This window comes from Halorubrum aidingense JCM 13560, assembly GCF_000336995.1.
GTDB lineage: Archaea > Halobacteriota > Halobacteria > Halobacteriales > Haloferacaceae > Halorubrum > Halorubrum aidingense.
In genome coordinates this window covers 200,223-216,068 of record NZ_AOJI01000017.1, presented here as the reverse complement: position 1 = coordinate 216,068, position 15,846 = coordinate 200,223, and the positions used below count along the sequence as shown (strand labels likewise).

10 protein-coding genes and 2 pseudogenes are annotated in these 15,846 nt (G+C 56.5%); 5 read left to right on the top strand and 7 right to left on the bottom strand.

Going from position 1 to position 15,846, the window contains the following annotated elements; all coding sequences use genetic code 11:
- Nucleotides 1-158: 158 nt before the first annotated feature.
- On the bottom strand, nt 159-3,104 hold the full coding sequence (locus C461_RS04320; RefSeq protein WP_007998980.1) for a PAS domain S-box protein: 2,946 nt from the start codon (nt 3,102-3,104) through the stop codon (nt 159-161).
- A gap of 3 nt (nt 3,105-3,107) precedes the next feature.
- Complete coding sequence (locus C461_RS04315) at nt 3,108-3,323, bottom strand: hypothetical protein (RefSeq protein WP_152418315.1); 216 nt, start codon at nt 3,321-3,323, stop codon at nt 3,108-3,110.
- Between the two features lie 376 nt (nt 3,324-3,699).
- Between C461_RS04315 and C461_RS04310 the strand changes: the two genes are divergently transcribed.
- Nucleotides 3,700-4,656, top strand: a complete 957-nt coding sequence (locus C461_RS04310; RefSeq protein WP_007998978.1) for a DUF4268 domain-containing protein — start codon at nt 3,700-3,702, stop codon at nt 4,654-4,656.
- A gap of 384 nt (nt 4,657-5,040) precedes the next feature.
- Here the strand turns inward: C461_RS04310 and C461_RS04305 are convergent, their stop codons facing one another.
- From C461_RS04305 to C461_RS04290, 4 genes are all read right to left on the bottom strand, one after another.
- Nucleotides 5,041-5,397, bottom strand: a complete 357-nt coding sequence (locus tag C461_RS04305) for a DsrE family protein (RefSeq protein ID WP_007998977.1) — start codon at nt 5,395-5,397, stop codon at nt 5,041-5,043.
- 68 nt (nt 5,398-5,465) lie between these two features.
- Nucleotides 5,466-6,776, bottom strand: coding sequence for a TRAP transporter large permease (locus C461_RS04300; RefSeq protein ID WP_007998976.1), 1,311 nt, complete (start codon nt 6,774-6,776; stop codon nt 5,466-5,468).
- Nucleotides 6,773-7,348: a TRAP transporter small permease gene (locus C461_RS04295; RefSeq protein ID WP_007998975.1), complete on the bottom strand. Its 576-nt coding sequence runs from the start codon at nt 7,346-7,348 to the stop codon at nt 6,773-6,775. The genes C461_RS04300 and C461_RS04295 overlap by 4 nt, the downstream gene beginning before the upstream one ends.
- Nucleotides 7,349-7,355: 7 nt before the next feature.
- The gene (locus tag C461_RS04290) at nt 7,356-8,639 is read right to left on the bottom strand and encodes a TRAP transporter substrate-binding protein (protein WP_007998974.1); all 1,284 of its coding nucleotides are present in this window, start codon (nt 8,637-8,639) and stop codon (nt 7,356-7,358) included.
- A gap of 719 nt (nt 8,640-9,358) precedes the next feature.
- On the opposite strand from C461_RS04290, the gene C461_RS15010 reads away from it, so the two are divergent.
- The gene (locus C461_RS15010; RefSeq protein ID WP_080506249.1) at nt 9,359-10,057 is read left to right on the top strand and encodes an HNH endonuclease; all 699 of its coding nucleotides are present in this window, start codon (nt 9,359-9,361) and stop codon (nt 10,055-10,057) included.
- A 129-nt stretch (nt 10,058-10,186) separates the two neighbouring features.
- Nucleotides 10,187-11,053: a hypothetical protein gene (locus C461_RS04285; protein WP_007998972.1), complete on the top strand. Its 867-nt coding sequence runs from the start codon at nt 10,187-10,189 to the stop codon at nt 11,051-11,053.
- Nucleotides 11,054-11,219: 166 nt separating this feature from the next.
- On the opposite strand, the gene C461_RS04280 is transcribed toward C461_RS04285, so the two are convergent.
- Nucleotides 11,220-11,903 carry a hypothetical protein gene (locus C461_RS04280; protein WP_007998971.1) on the bottom strand — a complete coding sequence of 228 codons (684 nt, stop codon included), beginning with the start codon at nt 11,901-11,903 and terminating at the stop codon, nt 11,220-11,222.
- Nucleotides 11,904-12,083: 180 nt separating this feature from the next.
- Here C461_RS04280 and C461_RS16275 point away from each other — a divergent pair.
- Together C461_RS16275 and C461_RS04275 are read left to right on the top strand one after the other, a co-directional pair.
- Nucleotides 12,084-12,572: pseudogene (locus C461_RS16275) on the top strand (DUF262 domain-containing protein); the annotation flags it as partial.
- A gap of 394 nt (nt 12,573-12,966) precedes the next feature.
- Nucleotides 12,967-15,837 (top strand): annotated as a pseudogene (locus tag C461_RS04275) (Eco57I restriction-modification methylase domain-containing protein); the annotation flags it as partial.
- Between the last annotated feature and the right edge of the window lie 9 nt (nt 15,838-15,846).

Sequence of the window (15,846 nt, the reverse complement as noted above, 5' to 3'; positions counted from 1 at the left end):
CGCGTATGCTGTCTTCGCCCAGAGTGACATAATAAAGACCACAAAACCAGTTGGCAAGGAACAAACTCTACGCAGTGATGTCGATGACAAGCGAGGAAGTTGTAAGCGAGTACAGCGTGAGTTCAATCCGCCGATTCGTTTGTGGTACGGAGTTTGCGTCACTGCCGCAAGAACCGAAGTTCAACGACTGCCCCCGTCGGTTCGTTATCCTTGATCTGCATCGAGCCACCGCTGTTCGTCGCCATCCACCGTACGAACCACAGTCCGAGTCCGTTGGTGTGCTCGAGTGGTGATTCCCTGCCAGCAGTGATCGACCGCCGTTCGAGGTCAGGAATCCCCGGTCCGTCATCAGCGACTCGAACAACCACAGCATCCGCCTCGTCGTCTATCGTGACCGAAAGGTGGATCGACGGCCGCTCCCCGCTGTGTTTCACTGCATTGTCGACCAGTTCGTTCACCGCTAGTTCGAACGCCTCGTGGACCTCCGCCTCTGCGATTGGCGGTGTCTCAACCGAGATAGATGCGGTCGGATAACTCAACTTCGCCTCCGAGGCGATCTCCTCGATATGTCTCGCCACATCCATGGTCTTGATGAGTTCGGATGCGGCGGGGTCCGATACAGTATCGAACTCTCTGACAAGCCTGGAGAGGTTGAGCAGTTCATCGCTGGCTTCCTGGATCTTGGCGGCGATGTCCGCTGTCTCCTCCTGAGTCGGGCCATCAATAAGCCGGTCCGACCATCCTTGGATGACGTTCATTTTGTTCCGGAGGTTGTGCCGGAGCACCCGATCGAACACGGATAGTCGACGCTCACGCTCCTGTAACTCGGTTATGTCACGCCCGACACAAACCAATTCTTCGACCTTCTGGTCGGACATACCGACGGAGACTGTGGTCTGATATTTCCGCTTCTCACCTCTGTGGGTAACGAGCGTCGTCTCCACCGTCGTCTCTGTGGTCTCTTCGGCGAGGATCTTGGTCGCCGCGTCCGCTAGCACATCGGCATATTCATAGCCGAACGCAGTGGAGAGATGTTCGCCAGTGATGGCGTCTTGTGGCAGTCCCACAAACTGAGCCATTGCTGTGTTGAACGATGTGAATGCCAGATTTTCGTCAAGCGTGTATATCAGGTCGTTCGTTGTCTCGACGATACGTTCGTACCGCTTGAGCTCTTGTTGACGCTCTTTTCTGTCGGTGATATCCTCAAGCAGACCCACCACGCCGATGATCTCGTCGTCGCTGTCCCGCATCGGAGCTGTCGTGAGTGCCACGTCGACGAGCGAACCGTCCCTCCGCTGACGAACCGTTTCATAGCCAATGACCGGGTCTTTGCCCTCAATCACCTCGTTTCGTAATTCGTCGAACTCCGCACGCATCTCCGGTTGAATGTTCGGAAGCGGCTCACCGATAGCCTCCTCGTCGGACCAGCCGAAGATGCGCTCACACCCCTCACTCCAGAGCTGTGTGATGCCATCTTTATCTACTGCGAGTATCCCGATGGGTGAGGCGTCGAACACTGACTGGAGCAGCTCCTTCGTCTCTTTGAGTTCCCGCTCGCGCTCCCTGCGCTCGGTGACGTCCTGAACGGTACCTCGGTAGACAGAGGGCTCAGACTGGTGCGGTTTCCCTCGGACGTGTGTCCAACGAGTCTCACCGGACGCTGTCTGGATCCGACAGTCGATCTCCTGTGGCTCACCGGTCGCCACCAGCCGTTCGAACACGTCACGGACCTTCGGTTCGTCCGCCGGGTGGTAGAACCCGAATGCCTCATCAAGGTCGAACTTGGTTTGTGGCCAGACACCAAACAGTTCTGCGAGCCCTTTGGTGAACTCGGCCTTGCCATCCTCGGTGTCGATTTCCCAGCCGCCGATGTCGCCGATAGCCTGCGTCTGATCGAGGAGGTCGATCAGTCTTTCCAGTTCACGCTCCTGCGCTCGCCGTTCGGTGATGTCCTCGATAGTCGTGATAACGCTGATTCGCTCACCCGACTCGTCGTTCAGAGGGGCGGCGTTGATAGAGAGCCAGCGTGTCTCGCCGCCCTCGGCGATACCGTGTTCGTACCCTCGAACGGTCTCACCGGTTGCCATCACCCGGCTGAACGGGAGATCCTCGCTGTCGACCGATTCGCCGTTCTCATCGACGATCTCCCAGCTCGGCTCGTCGAACGTGCGGCCGACCACGTCTGAGCGCTCCAGTCCGAGGACCTCCTCCGCCGCCCCGTTCGCCCGGACAACCTGTCCGTCGGTATTGAGCACAGTGATGCCGACGGGACTCGTCTCAAACAATCGTTCGAGCGTCTCGGTCTCCTCGCGTAGTCGCTCCTCCGCCTGTCGCCGGGCCGTGACATCCGATTGAAAACCGATGTAGTGGGTGAGCTCCCCTGTGTGATCGTAGACGGGAGCGATTTCGAGGTGATTCCAGAATTCGGTACCATCTTTCCGGTAGTTTCGAAGTTCGACGCTTACGGTCTCGCCCGCATCGATAGCATCGTGGAGTCGCTGAACCGACTCCGGATCGGTTTCCTCGCCCTGTAGGAATCGACAGTTTCGACCGAGAACCTCCTCGCGGTTGTACCCGGAAATCTCCACGAACGCATCGTTGACGTAGGTTAGCGGCTGGTCGTTGTCGGCGTCTGCGATGGCGATACCGGCCGTCGAATCGTCCATTGCCCGACGGTACAGCGCAAGTTGTAGTGACTGGCGACGGGTCCGGAGGAGCGACTCGACACGCGATCTAACCACGGCTTCTGGCGCTGGAATATGAAGTGTATCGTCGGCCACTCCACGTAACCGCTGAGAGGTCTCGTGCCCACCGCGCTCCCCAACCAGTAGGAGTACCGGCAGATACCGTTCCCCTGCGTTCTCTTTTTCGCTCCGAAGTGTGTCAGCGAACGCACGATAGTTCTCTTCGCCGACGATACAGAGGTCGAACTCAGGAAGCGGTTCGTCGGCATCTGGGGCCGCCACGGCCACCTCGTAGTCATTGAGCAGGTCTGCGAGCAGGTCTTGGTTGCGCTGGCCTTGGACGAGCAGTAGGATTTTGTCACTGTCAGTCGATGTTCCAAGCACCCCTTCCCCAGCGAACGGTGGCTCCTCGTCGCTCACGGTTTACCTTTCGTTCTCCAACGTTGGCGTCGCGGTCAGGACCCCGCGAAGGTCGCCAAGAAATTTCTCAATGTGAATCTCGTCGCTGTCTAGAATCATGTACGTGCGGCTTGAGGGAAATCCCTCGCTCAGAAATATATCCAGATCATCGATTTCAGAGAAGACCAGAGAATCACCATTCATCTTGAATTCTGATACGGCTGATACTTCAATAAACATGGGGTTCCTCCCTCAACGAGTAATTGCTAACCATAGCTATCCGGGCATCGCGGACCTTACGTCCAATTAGAGGGTCGGGTTACTGAATCCACCCTCTGTATTCAGCAAACGATTCCCATCTGTTTCTGAGGATTTCTACAGAGCCCAATCTCCATATATCTCGATATGGCGATCTCTGAGATCGGCCGGTTCGGAGTTTCTGCTGCCTGCTGAGAATTTGCCCACACGCGCGGGCGTATATATGGGTACGGGAGGGGGAGGGGCAGTTGTGCCGTAGCACTTTCGAGAGTAAATCAGGGTGATCGGCTGGAATTCACGTGCTGTTCAACATCAATACTCGGTAGGAATTAACTTACCAACGGGTGAACGGAGGTATATGCCGGATTTCGCCTCACTCAACCCTCAAGATGTCCGTGACTACTGGCATCACGAAGAATACGAATTCACACCGTGGGTTGCAGAGGAGATTGGTGCAGATGGTGCTTCTCAGCTCGAAAACACTCTCGGTATCGACTTGGAGGTGATTGAAATCGAGAAACCCGTCGGCAACTACAGAGTTGACATCTACGCCGAAGTGGTCGATGACGGACGCACGGTTATCATCGAGAACCAACTCGGAAAATCTGACCACGACCATCTCGGAAAGTCAATGGCCTACGCAGCAGGCGTCGACGCTGACATCATCGTCTGGATCGCTCCAAAATTCAACGACGAGCATCTAGATGCTATCCAGTGGTTGAACGCCAACAGTCGAGAACACGTCAACTTCTTCGCGGTTCGAGTAGAGGTGTGGCGAATCGGAGACTCACTGCCTGCCGTCCGGTTCAATGCACTCGAAAGCCCAAGTGAGTGGAAGGAGAAAGCACAGCGATCTCGGGGGGAATTATCGGACCGAGACAAATTGCGGGAAGATTTCTGGGCGACATTTCGAGACCGTATTGAGGAAACGAACACCCCGCTCAGGTCACGCAAACCGCAACCTCGTCACTACTACTCGAATCCGATCGGCGTTGGTGGCTACCACATTTCGTTCAACCTCGACGAGGATTCAGAGGAACTCGCGATCAAGCTGATAATTGACGACAGCAAATTCGCGTATGACGAGTTAAGACGCCAAGCCGACGACATCGAAGAGGAATTGCAGAACGATATCGAGTGGGGAGAACTTCGCGAGACGCGAGCAGGGAAGATGCGCAGTGACCTAGGCGTGACACGCAACGCGAATATTGCTGACAGAGACGCCTGGGGCGAGTATTTCGAGTGGATGCTCACTCAGGGAGAGAGATTCCACGAGGTGTTCCCCCCCAGACTTCGCGACATAGAAAATCGATAAGCGCTGTGTGTTCAGCACAGCGGGCGATGCACACGAGCTGGGATTCAATTAGATCAACGAGCAAGAACGCGACTGCTCCAGATCGGCTTTCGACGCACGGATCGAGCGCTCGTTCAACCGCTTGGGCGTCGACGATCTCGCGGCCGAGCGGCGAGCGGGCGCGGCGGCCGAAGGCGAGGCCAGTGCCTCCCACGTCGAGTACGGCCCCGGCACGGAGTAGTCTTCGTTGAGTCGGCGGGGGTGCTGTCATAGCGATCAGGGGCGTGTCGCCCCGACCGATACCGGTGCCGGAAGAGAAATGGATGTTTCTCGATCTCCAGACATAATTCCGCGAAAATCGATCTAGAAGGCGTCTAGATTGTGGAGGTGGTGGCCGCGGCCGGGTTAGAAGGAGAGCGTGGTGTCGTGAGCGGCCGCGAGTCGGGGTACAGCGCGTTCGTCGTCCATCGTCGCCCAGTCGGCAAGGTCAGCCTCGTCGATGTCGCGGGCGGCACAACAGTCGCGTAGGGCGACGGCGTCCGCGAGAGCGTCGGCGTCGCGGAGTCGCTCGACAGTCTGCCCGACGGTGGGGAGCCCCGACGCGTCGATGGCGTGGCGGTCGGTGTCGGTCGTCAGGAGGTGGACGGCATCGGACATCGCCACGATGGACACGTCGTCGCCGTTGGCCAGTGCCCCCTTGGCGGCGACGAAGGGGAGAGCCGCGTCGGTGTCGTCCGGGCCCGCGGTCAGCAACAGAAACATGGCTCACCGTTGGCCGGTCGGCTACATATATGCCGCGTCATACGACGAAGACCGGTCCCCGCGGAAGGTCAGCCCGCGGCGAGCACGTTCGCCTCTGGGAAGACGAAAAACAGCACGAGCACCGAGGTCAACACAACGAAGTAGGGGAAGGCGGCGCGGGCGATTTTGATGTAGTCGATGTCGGTGATACTGCTCATGATGTAGAGGTTGAGACCGTATGGTGGCGTGATGAAGCCGATGGCGTCGCTGATCATGAAGATCACGCCCCACATGAGCGGCGAGATGCCGAGGGAGAAAGCGGCCGGCGCCAAGAGCGGCGCGGTGAGGATCATGTTCGGAATCGATGCCAGAATCGACCCGCTCAGGAGCATGACGGCGAGCAACGCGACCCCGACGAGAACGGGTGAATCTAGCGCCAGAATGGCGTTCGAGACCAGATCCTGCAGGCTGAGAAAGGAGAGGCTCTGCTGGATCATGATCGACGTGATCAACACCGGAATGATGATGCCGACGAGGTAGACGGTGAGTTGGACGGACTCCGTCACAAACTCAAAATCGTCGATGTTCCCGGAGAGAAACTCAGCTGTGACGACAAAGAGGATGGCGATGGAGGCCGATTCCGAGGGGGTGAACAGGCCGGTGAAGATGCCACCTAGCAGGACGACGATAGTGAGCAGGGAGTTCCGCGCCCGGAACATCGACCGGAAGACGGACGTGAGGCTGAACGAGTAGTCGGACACTCCGTAGTCGCGCTTCCGAGAGATGAGTGTCGCCGTCACGATGAGTCCGACGAGCATCAGAATACCGGGCAGGATGCCGGCGACGAACAGTTCCGAGACAGAGAGGTTGAACGTGACGCCGTAGAGGATAAAGAGGACGCTCGGCGGGATGATGATGCCCAGAGTGCCGCCAGCAGCGATCGTGGCGGCGCTGAACACGGGGTCGTACCCCTCCTCGTTGAGTTCGTCGGTGAAGGCCTCGCCCACGGAGGCCGTCGTCGCGGCGTTCGATCCCGTGATGGCGGAGAAGACGCCAGCGGTGACAAGCGCCGTGTTCGCCGAGCTACCGGGAAGCCACCCCGCAAGCGAGCGGGACATGTTGATGATGTCGCGAGCGATCTGTAACTGGTTGACGAGGGCACCGACGAGAATGAACAGCGGGACGGCCGTCAGCGGGAACGTCCAGAGCTGATAGTACGAGACGAGTGCCACGTTCCGCAGACTGAAGACGGGGAAGATGAGGGTAAAGCCGATGGCCCACGTCGAGAACACCAATAGGACCGGTACCCCGACCACGAACAGGCCGACGGCGACGAGGGTCAGAACCGAGAGCGCGACGCCCGGAGGGAGGCCGGCGACACCAGCCTGTAGGGGGATCACTCGCCCACCACCTCGCCGTCCGCGTAGGTGATGTCGTCGCCGCGGCGAAAGGCGTACGTCACCCAGAGCATCTGCTCGGCGACACGAAAGAGCACGAGTGCGACGCCGACCGTCACCGCCAGATACGTGATTGCGTCGGGGACCGGCGTGCCCGTGATCGTCCCGCCACGGCTGAGGAAGTCGCCGAAGACGGGGAGGGAGTAGACGAACACGATGCCCGCGAAAGCGAGCCAGCAGAGCCACTCGACACAGTAGACGACGTACCGGCCAGTGTTCGATAGGTCGTCGAGTACCATCGTGAACCGCAAGTGGTCCTCGTTGCGAATCACGTACGCCACGGAGAGCCAGGCGACCCAGACGAACATCCCGATGGCGCTTTCCTGTGCCCACAGCGCCTGCTCGCCGGTCAGGGTGCGCTGGATGACTGAGAACCCGATCACCAGCCCGTAGGCGACGAGAAGCGTCCCGCCGAGGTAGAGTTCGAGGTTGCGCTCGACGGGACCGAGACGCGTCTCCTGCAGCCGTTCCGGGTCGAGGAGAACCCTGAGATACCGGAAGAGTGTGGTTGACATCGGCGACTTAGATTTGATCCAGATAGTCGTCCCACCAGGCGTCGAGGGTGAAGTTCCTCGACTGGTCGGGCACGCCGCTCTCGCGGGAGATGTCGTGGAGTTGGTCGAAGAACCCGTCCGTGAACTCGTCGTGAACCCGACCGATCGCGTCGTCGTAGAGGTCGCGGTTGTCGGCCGGATTGACGGGTGCCCGCCACGCGTCGAGCTCCTCTTCGCTCAGCCAATTGACCTGCACCGGTTCGTCGTCGGGGCCCTGTGTGTGGAAGTTCGAGCCCTCGACCGGTGCGTCGGGGCTGAGCCCCTGGAAGCGTTCGTACATCCGATCGGTGCGCTGGATGCTCTGCTCGGCGAGGTCGGCCGTAACCTCCGCGAACGCCGTCCGCTCGGCCTCCGAGAGGCCCTTGAGGAAGTCGACGCGACACCAGATGGGGTCGAGACCGGGTGCCCACTGGGTCAGCGTCACCTGCGCGGTGATCGACGTGATCTGGGCCGCGACGGCGTAGGGTGTGATGATCTCTAGGCCGTCAACGACGCCCGACTTCATCCCTTGGAGCGTGTCGGAGAAGGAAATGGTGGTCGGATTCATTCCGAGTTCGTCGAATGCCGTTGAGATGACCTCGCTCTGGGTGGTGCGGATCTTTCGATTCTCGAAGTCGGCGGGCGAGGTGACCGGGGTGCCGGGGTCGCTGCCCGTACCGATGAGGTGCGCGCGGTAGCCCGGCGGATCGAAGCCGATCGGGACGACGTTGTACTTCTTCGCGAAGGGCACCCAGTAGTCCTCCCATGTGGTCGGGTGGACGAAACTGTAGCCGATGGAGGCCCGCTGGTGGACCGGGAACGTGTACGGGATGCTCCAGATTTCGTTCTCCGGCCATATTTTCGCGGAGTTGGCGACCGAACTGCTACCCAACTGAATCACCTTCGAGTCGAGCTTCGACATGCAGGACTGCTCGCTGCAGAGTTCCTTGCTGTCGACGAGGGCCATGTCCGGGGCATCTTCTCGCGAGTCGAGTCGGCGCTTGAGCTCGAAGACGGGATAGACGAGTCCACAGCCCTCCGACTCTTCGGACTGGTTCTCGTCGAAGTCCCAGCACGTCGTATCGGGGTTCTGAGTGCCGGCCCAGCGGGCTGTGGCACCGGCGCCACTACTGGTCGTGTCGGTGCCGCTAGTCGCGCCGCCCAGACAGCCGGAGAACCCGGCAGCGAGGGCGCCGATCGAAGCCGTCCTGAGGAGGTCGCGTCTGGAGTGGCCGGTCAATGCGTCGCGTCCGTCAGTGTGTTCGTCTCTCATGGTGTGTGAGTCGGACGTGATGATCGCCCGCCGGTCCGGTCGAATCGGCGGCGTACCTGGACCGTGCGTTAAGCATCAATCGTCAGTCGACTACACGTACATGGCTGGGGGTCATTCCTCTATCTCACCCGACACCATCTTCCGAGACGCGTGACGTACGGAACAGGGGCAAACCGGCAACTATCCGGATGTCTTTGCCCATAATGCCAATTATGTTCTCATATGCCGTTATTTTGGCCGACATAACACGACATACATTCAACGATCTGCGGCGAAACCGCCGTGCGTTCGTCCTGCGAACGGATGCAATACTTGTCAGTTGTGGAGCGATCGAGCCCACGAGTCAGCGGACGGCCGTATCTGCGCGCTCGAAGCGAGGACTCCACGACAGCCGATCTCGCGGCCAAGCGGCGAGCGGGCGCGGCGATCGACGACGCAGATACGCGCGCGTGTTTCGGAGTAGCGCACAGGGGTCCCCCGGGGGTGCGCGAGGCCACGCGCCGGCGTGCGGAGAGGCGCGTCGACGTATGATACACTTCCACTTTCAGTCCCGGTTCTGAGTACACTTTTGAAGAAGATCTGTGTCGATCGGTGCATGACGAAGATGCAGGAACTCGTTCGCAACGCCGACGGCACGGTTCCCGATCCGGTTGGTTATGACCCGTTCGAAACGATCAGAATCAAAACGCGGTCGTAGCAATTAAAATTACTCTAAAATAATGAGCTGGCAACGGATTGATGTTGATGACAAACTTTCTAGAGATAAGCGAGCTTCACTTCGGAAAGAGCATGCTGAAAAAACTCGTGAAGAGCTCATAGACCTCTACAAAAGTTTGCTTGAAGACAGATTCAAGAATCCGGAAGAGGAATCTAAAAAAGATCGTATCTGCGTACTACTGCAAATATTCGGAGAAAAAATAAACGCGCTGGCAGTGATAGAGGTTGTTAATACAACCACAAATTATATCAAACGTTTCAGAGCTTGTGATGATGTCACTGAGAGTTCCTATGGAGTGACACAGCACTATCGCGAGGAAATTTACAAAAGAGGTGATGCAGCGGTAGTTTTACAACGAAAAGCGTACCGAACAAATTCACTATCGACTCAAGTACGTAATGCTGTTCTTGACCGGGATGGGAACAAGTGTCGACGGTGTGGCTCAACTGAAATCCTAGAAGTCCATCATATAATTCCCTATTCTCGGGGAGGGAAAGACGAAGTACAAAACCTTGCTACACTCTGCCAAGAGTGTCACAGAGCGGCTACTCTGACCCGTTCAAGCAGTGGTGAAGTGCCAGCCTACCCTCCTGGCGAGTTTGAGGCATGGTTAGAAGACGATCTTGACATTTGTGGAGCAAAAACCACGAAAAAAACACTGTGCCAGAACCCAGCAGGATCGTGTCCGCACCACGAATAATTCTGGACAGAGGTGAATTCCATCTACCAAATCACATTTTAATCTGAATCTTCCCGTTGAAATCTCAGATTGGAATCGTTAAAGAGACAGCCAACACTGAATAGCAGTCCTCAGAGAATATCTCACAACGTGACGACGCTCAACGAGTCCGACTACAACGCCGCCGACTGGATGGGGTTCGAGTGGTCGCCGTGGCTGAGTCTGAACCCGGCCGACGGTGAGCTCTCTCGCATTCCCATGAACCCGGGCATCTACCGCGTTCGGCATCTCGATCGAGACGGGCTGACGTACATCGGTCAGACCGGTCGCAGTCTCCGCGGTCGCGTACGCGCCCTCTCAGGCTGTTACAAGGAGGAAATGCCGTACACGGACCCGCACGTCGCGGCACCGAGCCTCTGGGCCGTACGGCAGGAGTACGGGCCCGACTTCCAGGTGTCGGTCACCTCGCCCGCCGACGTTGAACAGCGACAACGACGGCTCTCGATCGAGGAGGCGCTGATCGCCGTATACCGGCGAGAATCCGGTGAGAACACGACGGCGAACTTCGGCCGAATCATTGACGGCTACAAGCGGTCGAGCCAGCGCGCTGGCGGGTTCACTGGTGGCACACTCGGCGACGACGAGACCGAGTTAAACACGGCACCCGGCATCGGGCCGCTGCCGTGGATCGACGCCGACGAGCCGACCAGTCAATCGTGGATGGGGCTCAACTGGACCGCACCGGAGCCGCTCGCGAACGCGTACGGTCTCCCGACCGATCCCGGTGTGTATCGGATCTGGAACAGTGAGGAGCCGGAACCGCTGGAGTACATCGGCCAAAGTGGGAACCTGAAGAGTCGGCTGTATCGACACCGGCGAAATCGAGATGAAGAGTTGGTATTCAGCTACGCGATCGTCGACGAGGGCGACGCGAAGCACAAGCGAGAGCAGATCGAGACCGACCTGATCGGCGCACACTGGCTGGCGAATAGGAAGGCGCCGCGGGACCAGTTCTGATCGGTCTCAACGATCGTGCGGCGGGGGTGATCGGCTATAGAGGTGGGTGGCACAGATGCGCGTGTATCGGAGTAGAGCGTAGAGGTCCAACACACCTCTTATGTCGGGATATGAGCGACAACCACGTCGAAGTTGATGCAGAGTGAGTGATGTTCGATGTCAGAAGCTACTCCTCTAGCTTGAGCAGAGATTTGGCTTTGGTATCGATACGGTTGATTCGAACTTTATCCTCGTCAAATTCGACATCTAGCTGTTCGAGGAGCATCTCAACGTCAGTTGTATTGAATCGCGAGTGGTACCGATCGTCGTTATACACTGCCTCCGCCAGTTCCATCTCCAGCTCCTCGTCAATCCGCTCCTCACGCCTCTGCTCTTCTTTCTCTTCCTGAAGCCGATCTTGAAGCCGGAACAACCGTTCTATCGTCACCTCTCCGACGTTGTTGTTCAGCCGATATTCAGTGGCGTCGTCGAGGAATTCGGCGTACTGCTCCAAGATTTCGTCTGCTAAGTCTCTCTTTTGCTCCAGTTCTTCGGATTGCTCATCAGCTTCGTGCTCCCGTACTTGTGCCAACTCAGCTGATTCAATAGTTTGCACGTGACCGACACCATCATACAAAAAGAACATTTGAGCCCACTGAGGTGTGCCATCATCTGCTGTTTTCAATGTTCCGTAGAATGTGTTTACGTTGAGTGACCGACCAAGCTCCACCATCTCCTCAAACGAGTATTCGGTGAGGCGGATGATCCTGTCTTCAAGACCATCTGCTTCTACGAAGTTTTCATCGGCCTCTAGCAGATCTGGAATCGTATTGAATTGGTCACGAAGCTCTGAAGCAGGAAGTGACTGCATATCAACATATTTGGACGCCGTGTGTAAAATACTTCAGCTCTCTAGGCCGATGACGATCCTCCAACCCTGTTCGAGCATATTATTCGGTGGTGAATTTAACCGAGCTGAATACGCCGATCAAAGGACCAGTCTCGTAAGAATTCTCGATACTACTATGTGACTTCTCTTTGACAGACGATTATGGCTGATGATACAACACTCTACGATATCTATATCGACTACGATCACGTGGATCTCGATATCACGTCGGTCGCAGACCACGTGGCGATGCGGCAGATCGCGGGAGAAAACTTCGAGATGGAAAAGAGGACGCTGGAAGAGGTTCTCTCAGATCGGACATTTAATGTCCCAGAATACCAGCGACTGTTCTCGTGGAAGGAGAAGCATCACCGACAGCTCTGGTCTGACCTCCAACAGTTCGTAGAGGCAGATCTTGTTGAGGACTCAGATGTCTCCGATGTGTTCTTCAGTTCAATGTACTTCGCTGTCGACAAAGACAGAAACACACACGAAATTATCGACGGGCAGCAGCGACTCACATCGATCAATATTCTCTTACTCTCTGTCCTTGAGGAACTCCGTGCTCTTGATGAAGAGTCGATTCAACAGGAAACAGTCAATCGATTACGGGAGGGGAGTATCAAGCAAATTGAGTCACTCCTCTACCGCTTCGAAAACCCTCTCAAGGGAGATGTGCCACGTCTATCGCTCAACAAGCACGATGATGACGACAACGCGGACTTAGGGTTCTTTGAAGCGCTCATGTTGGGATCCGAGGCTCGTTTGGAGTATCTCTGTTCAGACGAACGTGAAGACGTTGACGGTCGTCGTGGTGATGCGACGCGAATCTGGGACCTTGTTGAGGAATTCCGAATTAGCGACCAGCTCATCGAAGAAGCTGACACGTCGTCGTTTTCGAACTATACCCCGATCTACGATTCGAATTGGCGGTTGCTCGATGCCTACAACTTCTACAAAGATCGAATCAATGAGGTCGTTGAGGCGGCAGACGACACGGACAGTGAGACACTAGCACTGATTAACATCAGTCACTATATCCAGAACTCGTACCACGTTGGCGATCTACGAGGGACTGCTCGAACACGAGTTCCGGATCGCGGACGCGGAGGGCGTCGCGGCGGTCTCGGAGGACGGCGGACAGGTGTGGAAGCCGGCCTCGGAGGTCACGGCAGCAGAGGCGGTCGAGATCGTCGAGGAGGGCGGGCTGTACGTCGTCAACGACGAGGGCGAGCGCAAAGCCACGGGCGCGTACTACACGCCCGACTACGTGGTCACGTACATCGTCGAGGAGACGGTGGACCCGCTGATCGACGAGATCGACACGGACCTCCGCGATCGGGGGCTGGAGCCGAGCGACCGGGAGTACTTCGCGGAGTTCTACCAGCGCGTTCAGGACCTGACCGTGCTCGACCCGGCGATGGGGTCGGGCCACTTCTTGACAAAGGCGACGGGGTACCTCACCGAGCAGGTGATGGAGGTCGTTCGCGAGCAGGAGATTCAGTCGTACGACGAGCAAGAGATCCGCCGGGAGATCTCCAAGGAGGTGATCTACGGGGTCGACCTGAACGGGATGGCGGTCGAACTGTCGAAGCTCTCGATGTGGTTGGAGACACTCGCGGCGGACCAGCCGCTTGCGTTCCTCGATCACCACCTGAAGGACGGGAACTCGCTGGTCGGCAGCGACATCACGGAGGTGCTCTCTGACGACACCGAGGAGAGCGGCGGCCAGCTCACGCTGACGCAGGCGTTCGCGCGCGTTCGGCAGGACACGCTCGAACACGTGATGGAACTAATGGCGGACCTGCTCGCGTACGACAACGACTCGCTGGAGAGCGTGAAGTCGATGGAGGAACTGTACGACGAGATTCGCGACGACCCGCTGTACACGCGGCTCTTCGAGTTAGCAAACGTCCACACCGCCGAGGAGTTCGGAGCCGACGTGCCCGAGGACGCCTACGAGCAGATGGCGGGGGCGATCGAGAACGAAGACGACTGGACGGCGATCCGCGGCGAGGATTGGTTCACGGCGGCGCAGGCGACCGATGACGAGCAGAACTTCTTCCACTGGGAGTTGGAGTTCCCTGAGGTGTTCTTCGACGCCGAGGGCGAGAAGATGTCTGAGGCGGGGTTCGATGCGGTCGTGGGGAATCCGCCATATGTTCGCCAAGAACAGCTATCTAACTCAAAGACATATTTAGAGAGATCATTTGAAACATATCATGGAGTCGCAGATCTATATGTCTACTTTATCGAAAAGGGACGAGATCTATTACACACAAATGGTAGATACGGACAGATTGTCTCTAACAAGTTCATGCGGTCGAATTATGGGGGTAATCTGAGAGACTATCTAGTTGAGAAGACCAACCTAAAATCGATCATTGATTTCGGGGATCTCCCCGTATTTCCCGATGTTAGTGCCTATCCGTCTATTATTGTGTTTGAGAAGCACAAATCATCAAACGGGTTAGTAGATGTTGCTAGGCTATCTGACTTAGAATTCACAGATCTACGCCAAGACCTCGTTGATGAAATCTACGGCCTTGAGCAGTCAACATTCCTAGGAGAACAATGGACCTTGGCAACGAAGAACCGTCTGAAAGCACTCAATAAATTAGAAAATTCAAAAAATACTCTTTCGAAATACATCGATTCAGAGATCAATTATGGTGTGAAAACAGGATATAATGAAGCCTTTTTTATCTCGGAAGAAAAGAGGCAAGAACTCATATCCAAGGACGAAAGAAGCAGCGAAATCATAAAACCTCTAGCAACCGGAAAAAACGTACGTCCATATTATATCGAAGATACCAACCAATATCTAATATTCACTCGAAGAGGGATCAACATCGAGAATTATCCCGCAATAAAAGAACATCTTCAGCAATATAAGGCGGATCTTGAACCCAAACCAGCGGATTATACTGGCTCATGGAATGGTCGCAAGCCCGGAGATTATGAGTGGTATGAGATTCAGGATACCGTTGACTACTGGGAAAGCTTCGAGGAGAACAAGATCTGTTATCCTGTAATCGGGAATCAACCCAGATTCTGTTTAGACACCAACAAATATTATCTTAATGACAAGTGCTTCATCATCCCTGAAAACGATTGGTATCTAGTCTCGTTACTTAATTCATCAGCTGCTCATCTGTGGTTCGATAGCGAGTTGTCGACACTGAGAGGTGGGTACTACGAATTTAGAGCGGTACATCTAGAAAACTTCCCAGTTCCAAACCCTCCGGAAAGCAAGAACAAGAAGCTATCAGATTTATGTAAGAAAATCACAAAGTATACGAATCAAAAACGTGTGCTAAATCTCGATCTCACAGACCACATCTCTGGTGAGTATGATTCAAACAATTTAGCGAATATTGCTCTTATTCAGCCTGTGACACGCCAAGACAGATCGTACTTAGAGAAGACAAAAGAAACGTATCCTAACCTCCGTGTCGGAACCGCCCGCGTCAATCGCGAGTCCCCCAACACGGTCCTGATCGAGGCCACCGCTCGCTACAAGCCCGACGACGAGGACGCCTATGAGACGGACCGATGGGGCTACACAGAGACGGAGTACCTGCCGGCGTTCCGGATCACGGACCTCACGGAGACGGAGGCGGACCTGATCGAGCACTTCGTTCCGGTCGCCGTCGACGAGGCGGGCGGGTTCGCGAACTTCTACGAAGCGGCGACGAAGACGAACTCGCTCGTCGATCGGCTGAAGGCGATCGAGTTGCCCGACGTCGACGACGTGGCCGACGATCTGGAGAACTACCTGCGGACGAAGGAGCGCGCCGAGGAGCTCGACGCCAAGATCGAACAGACGGACACGCTGATCGACGAGATCGTCTACGAACTGTACGGGCTGACTGAGGAGGAGATCGCGATCGTCGAGGAGGCACTCGCAGACTAAACCGTTCCA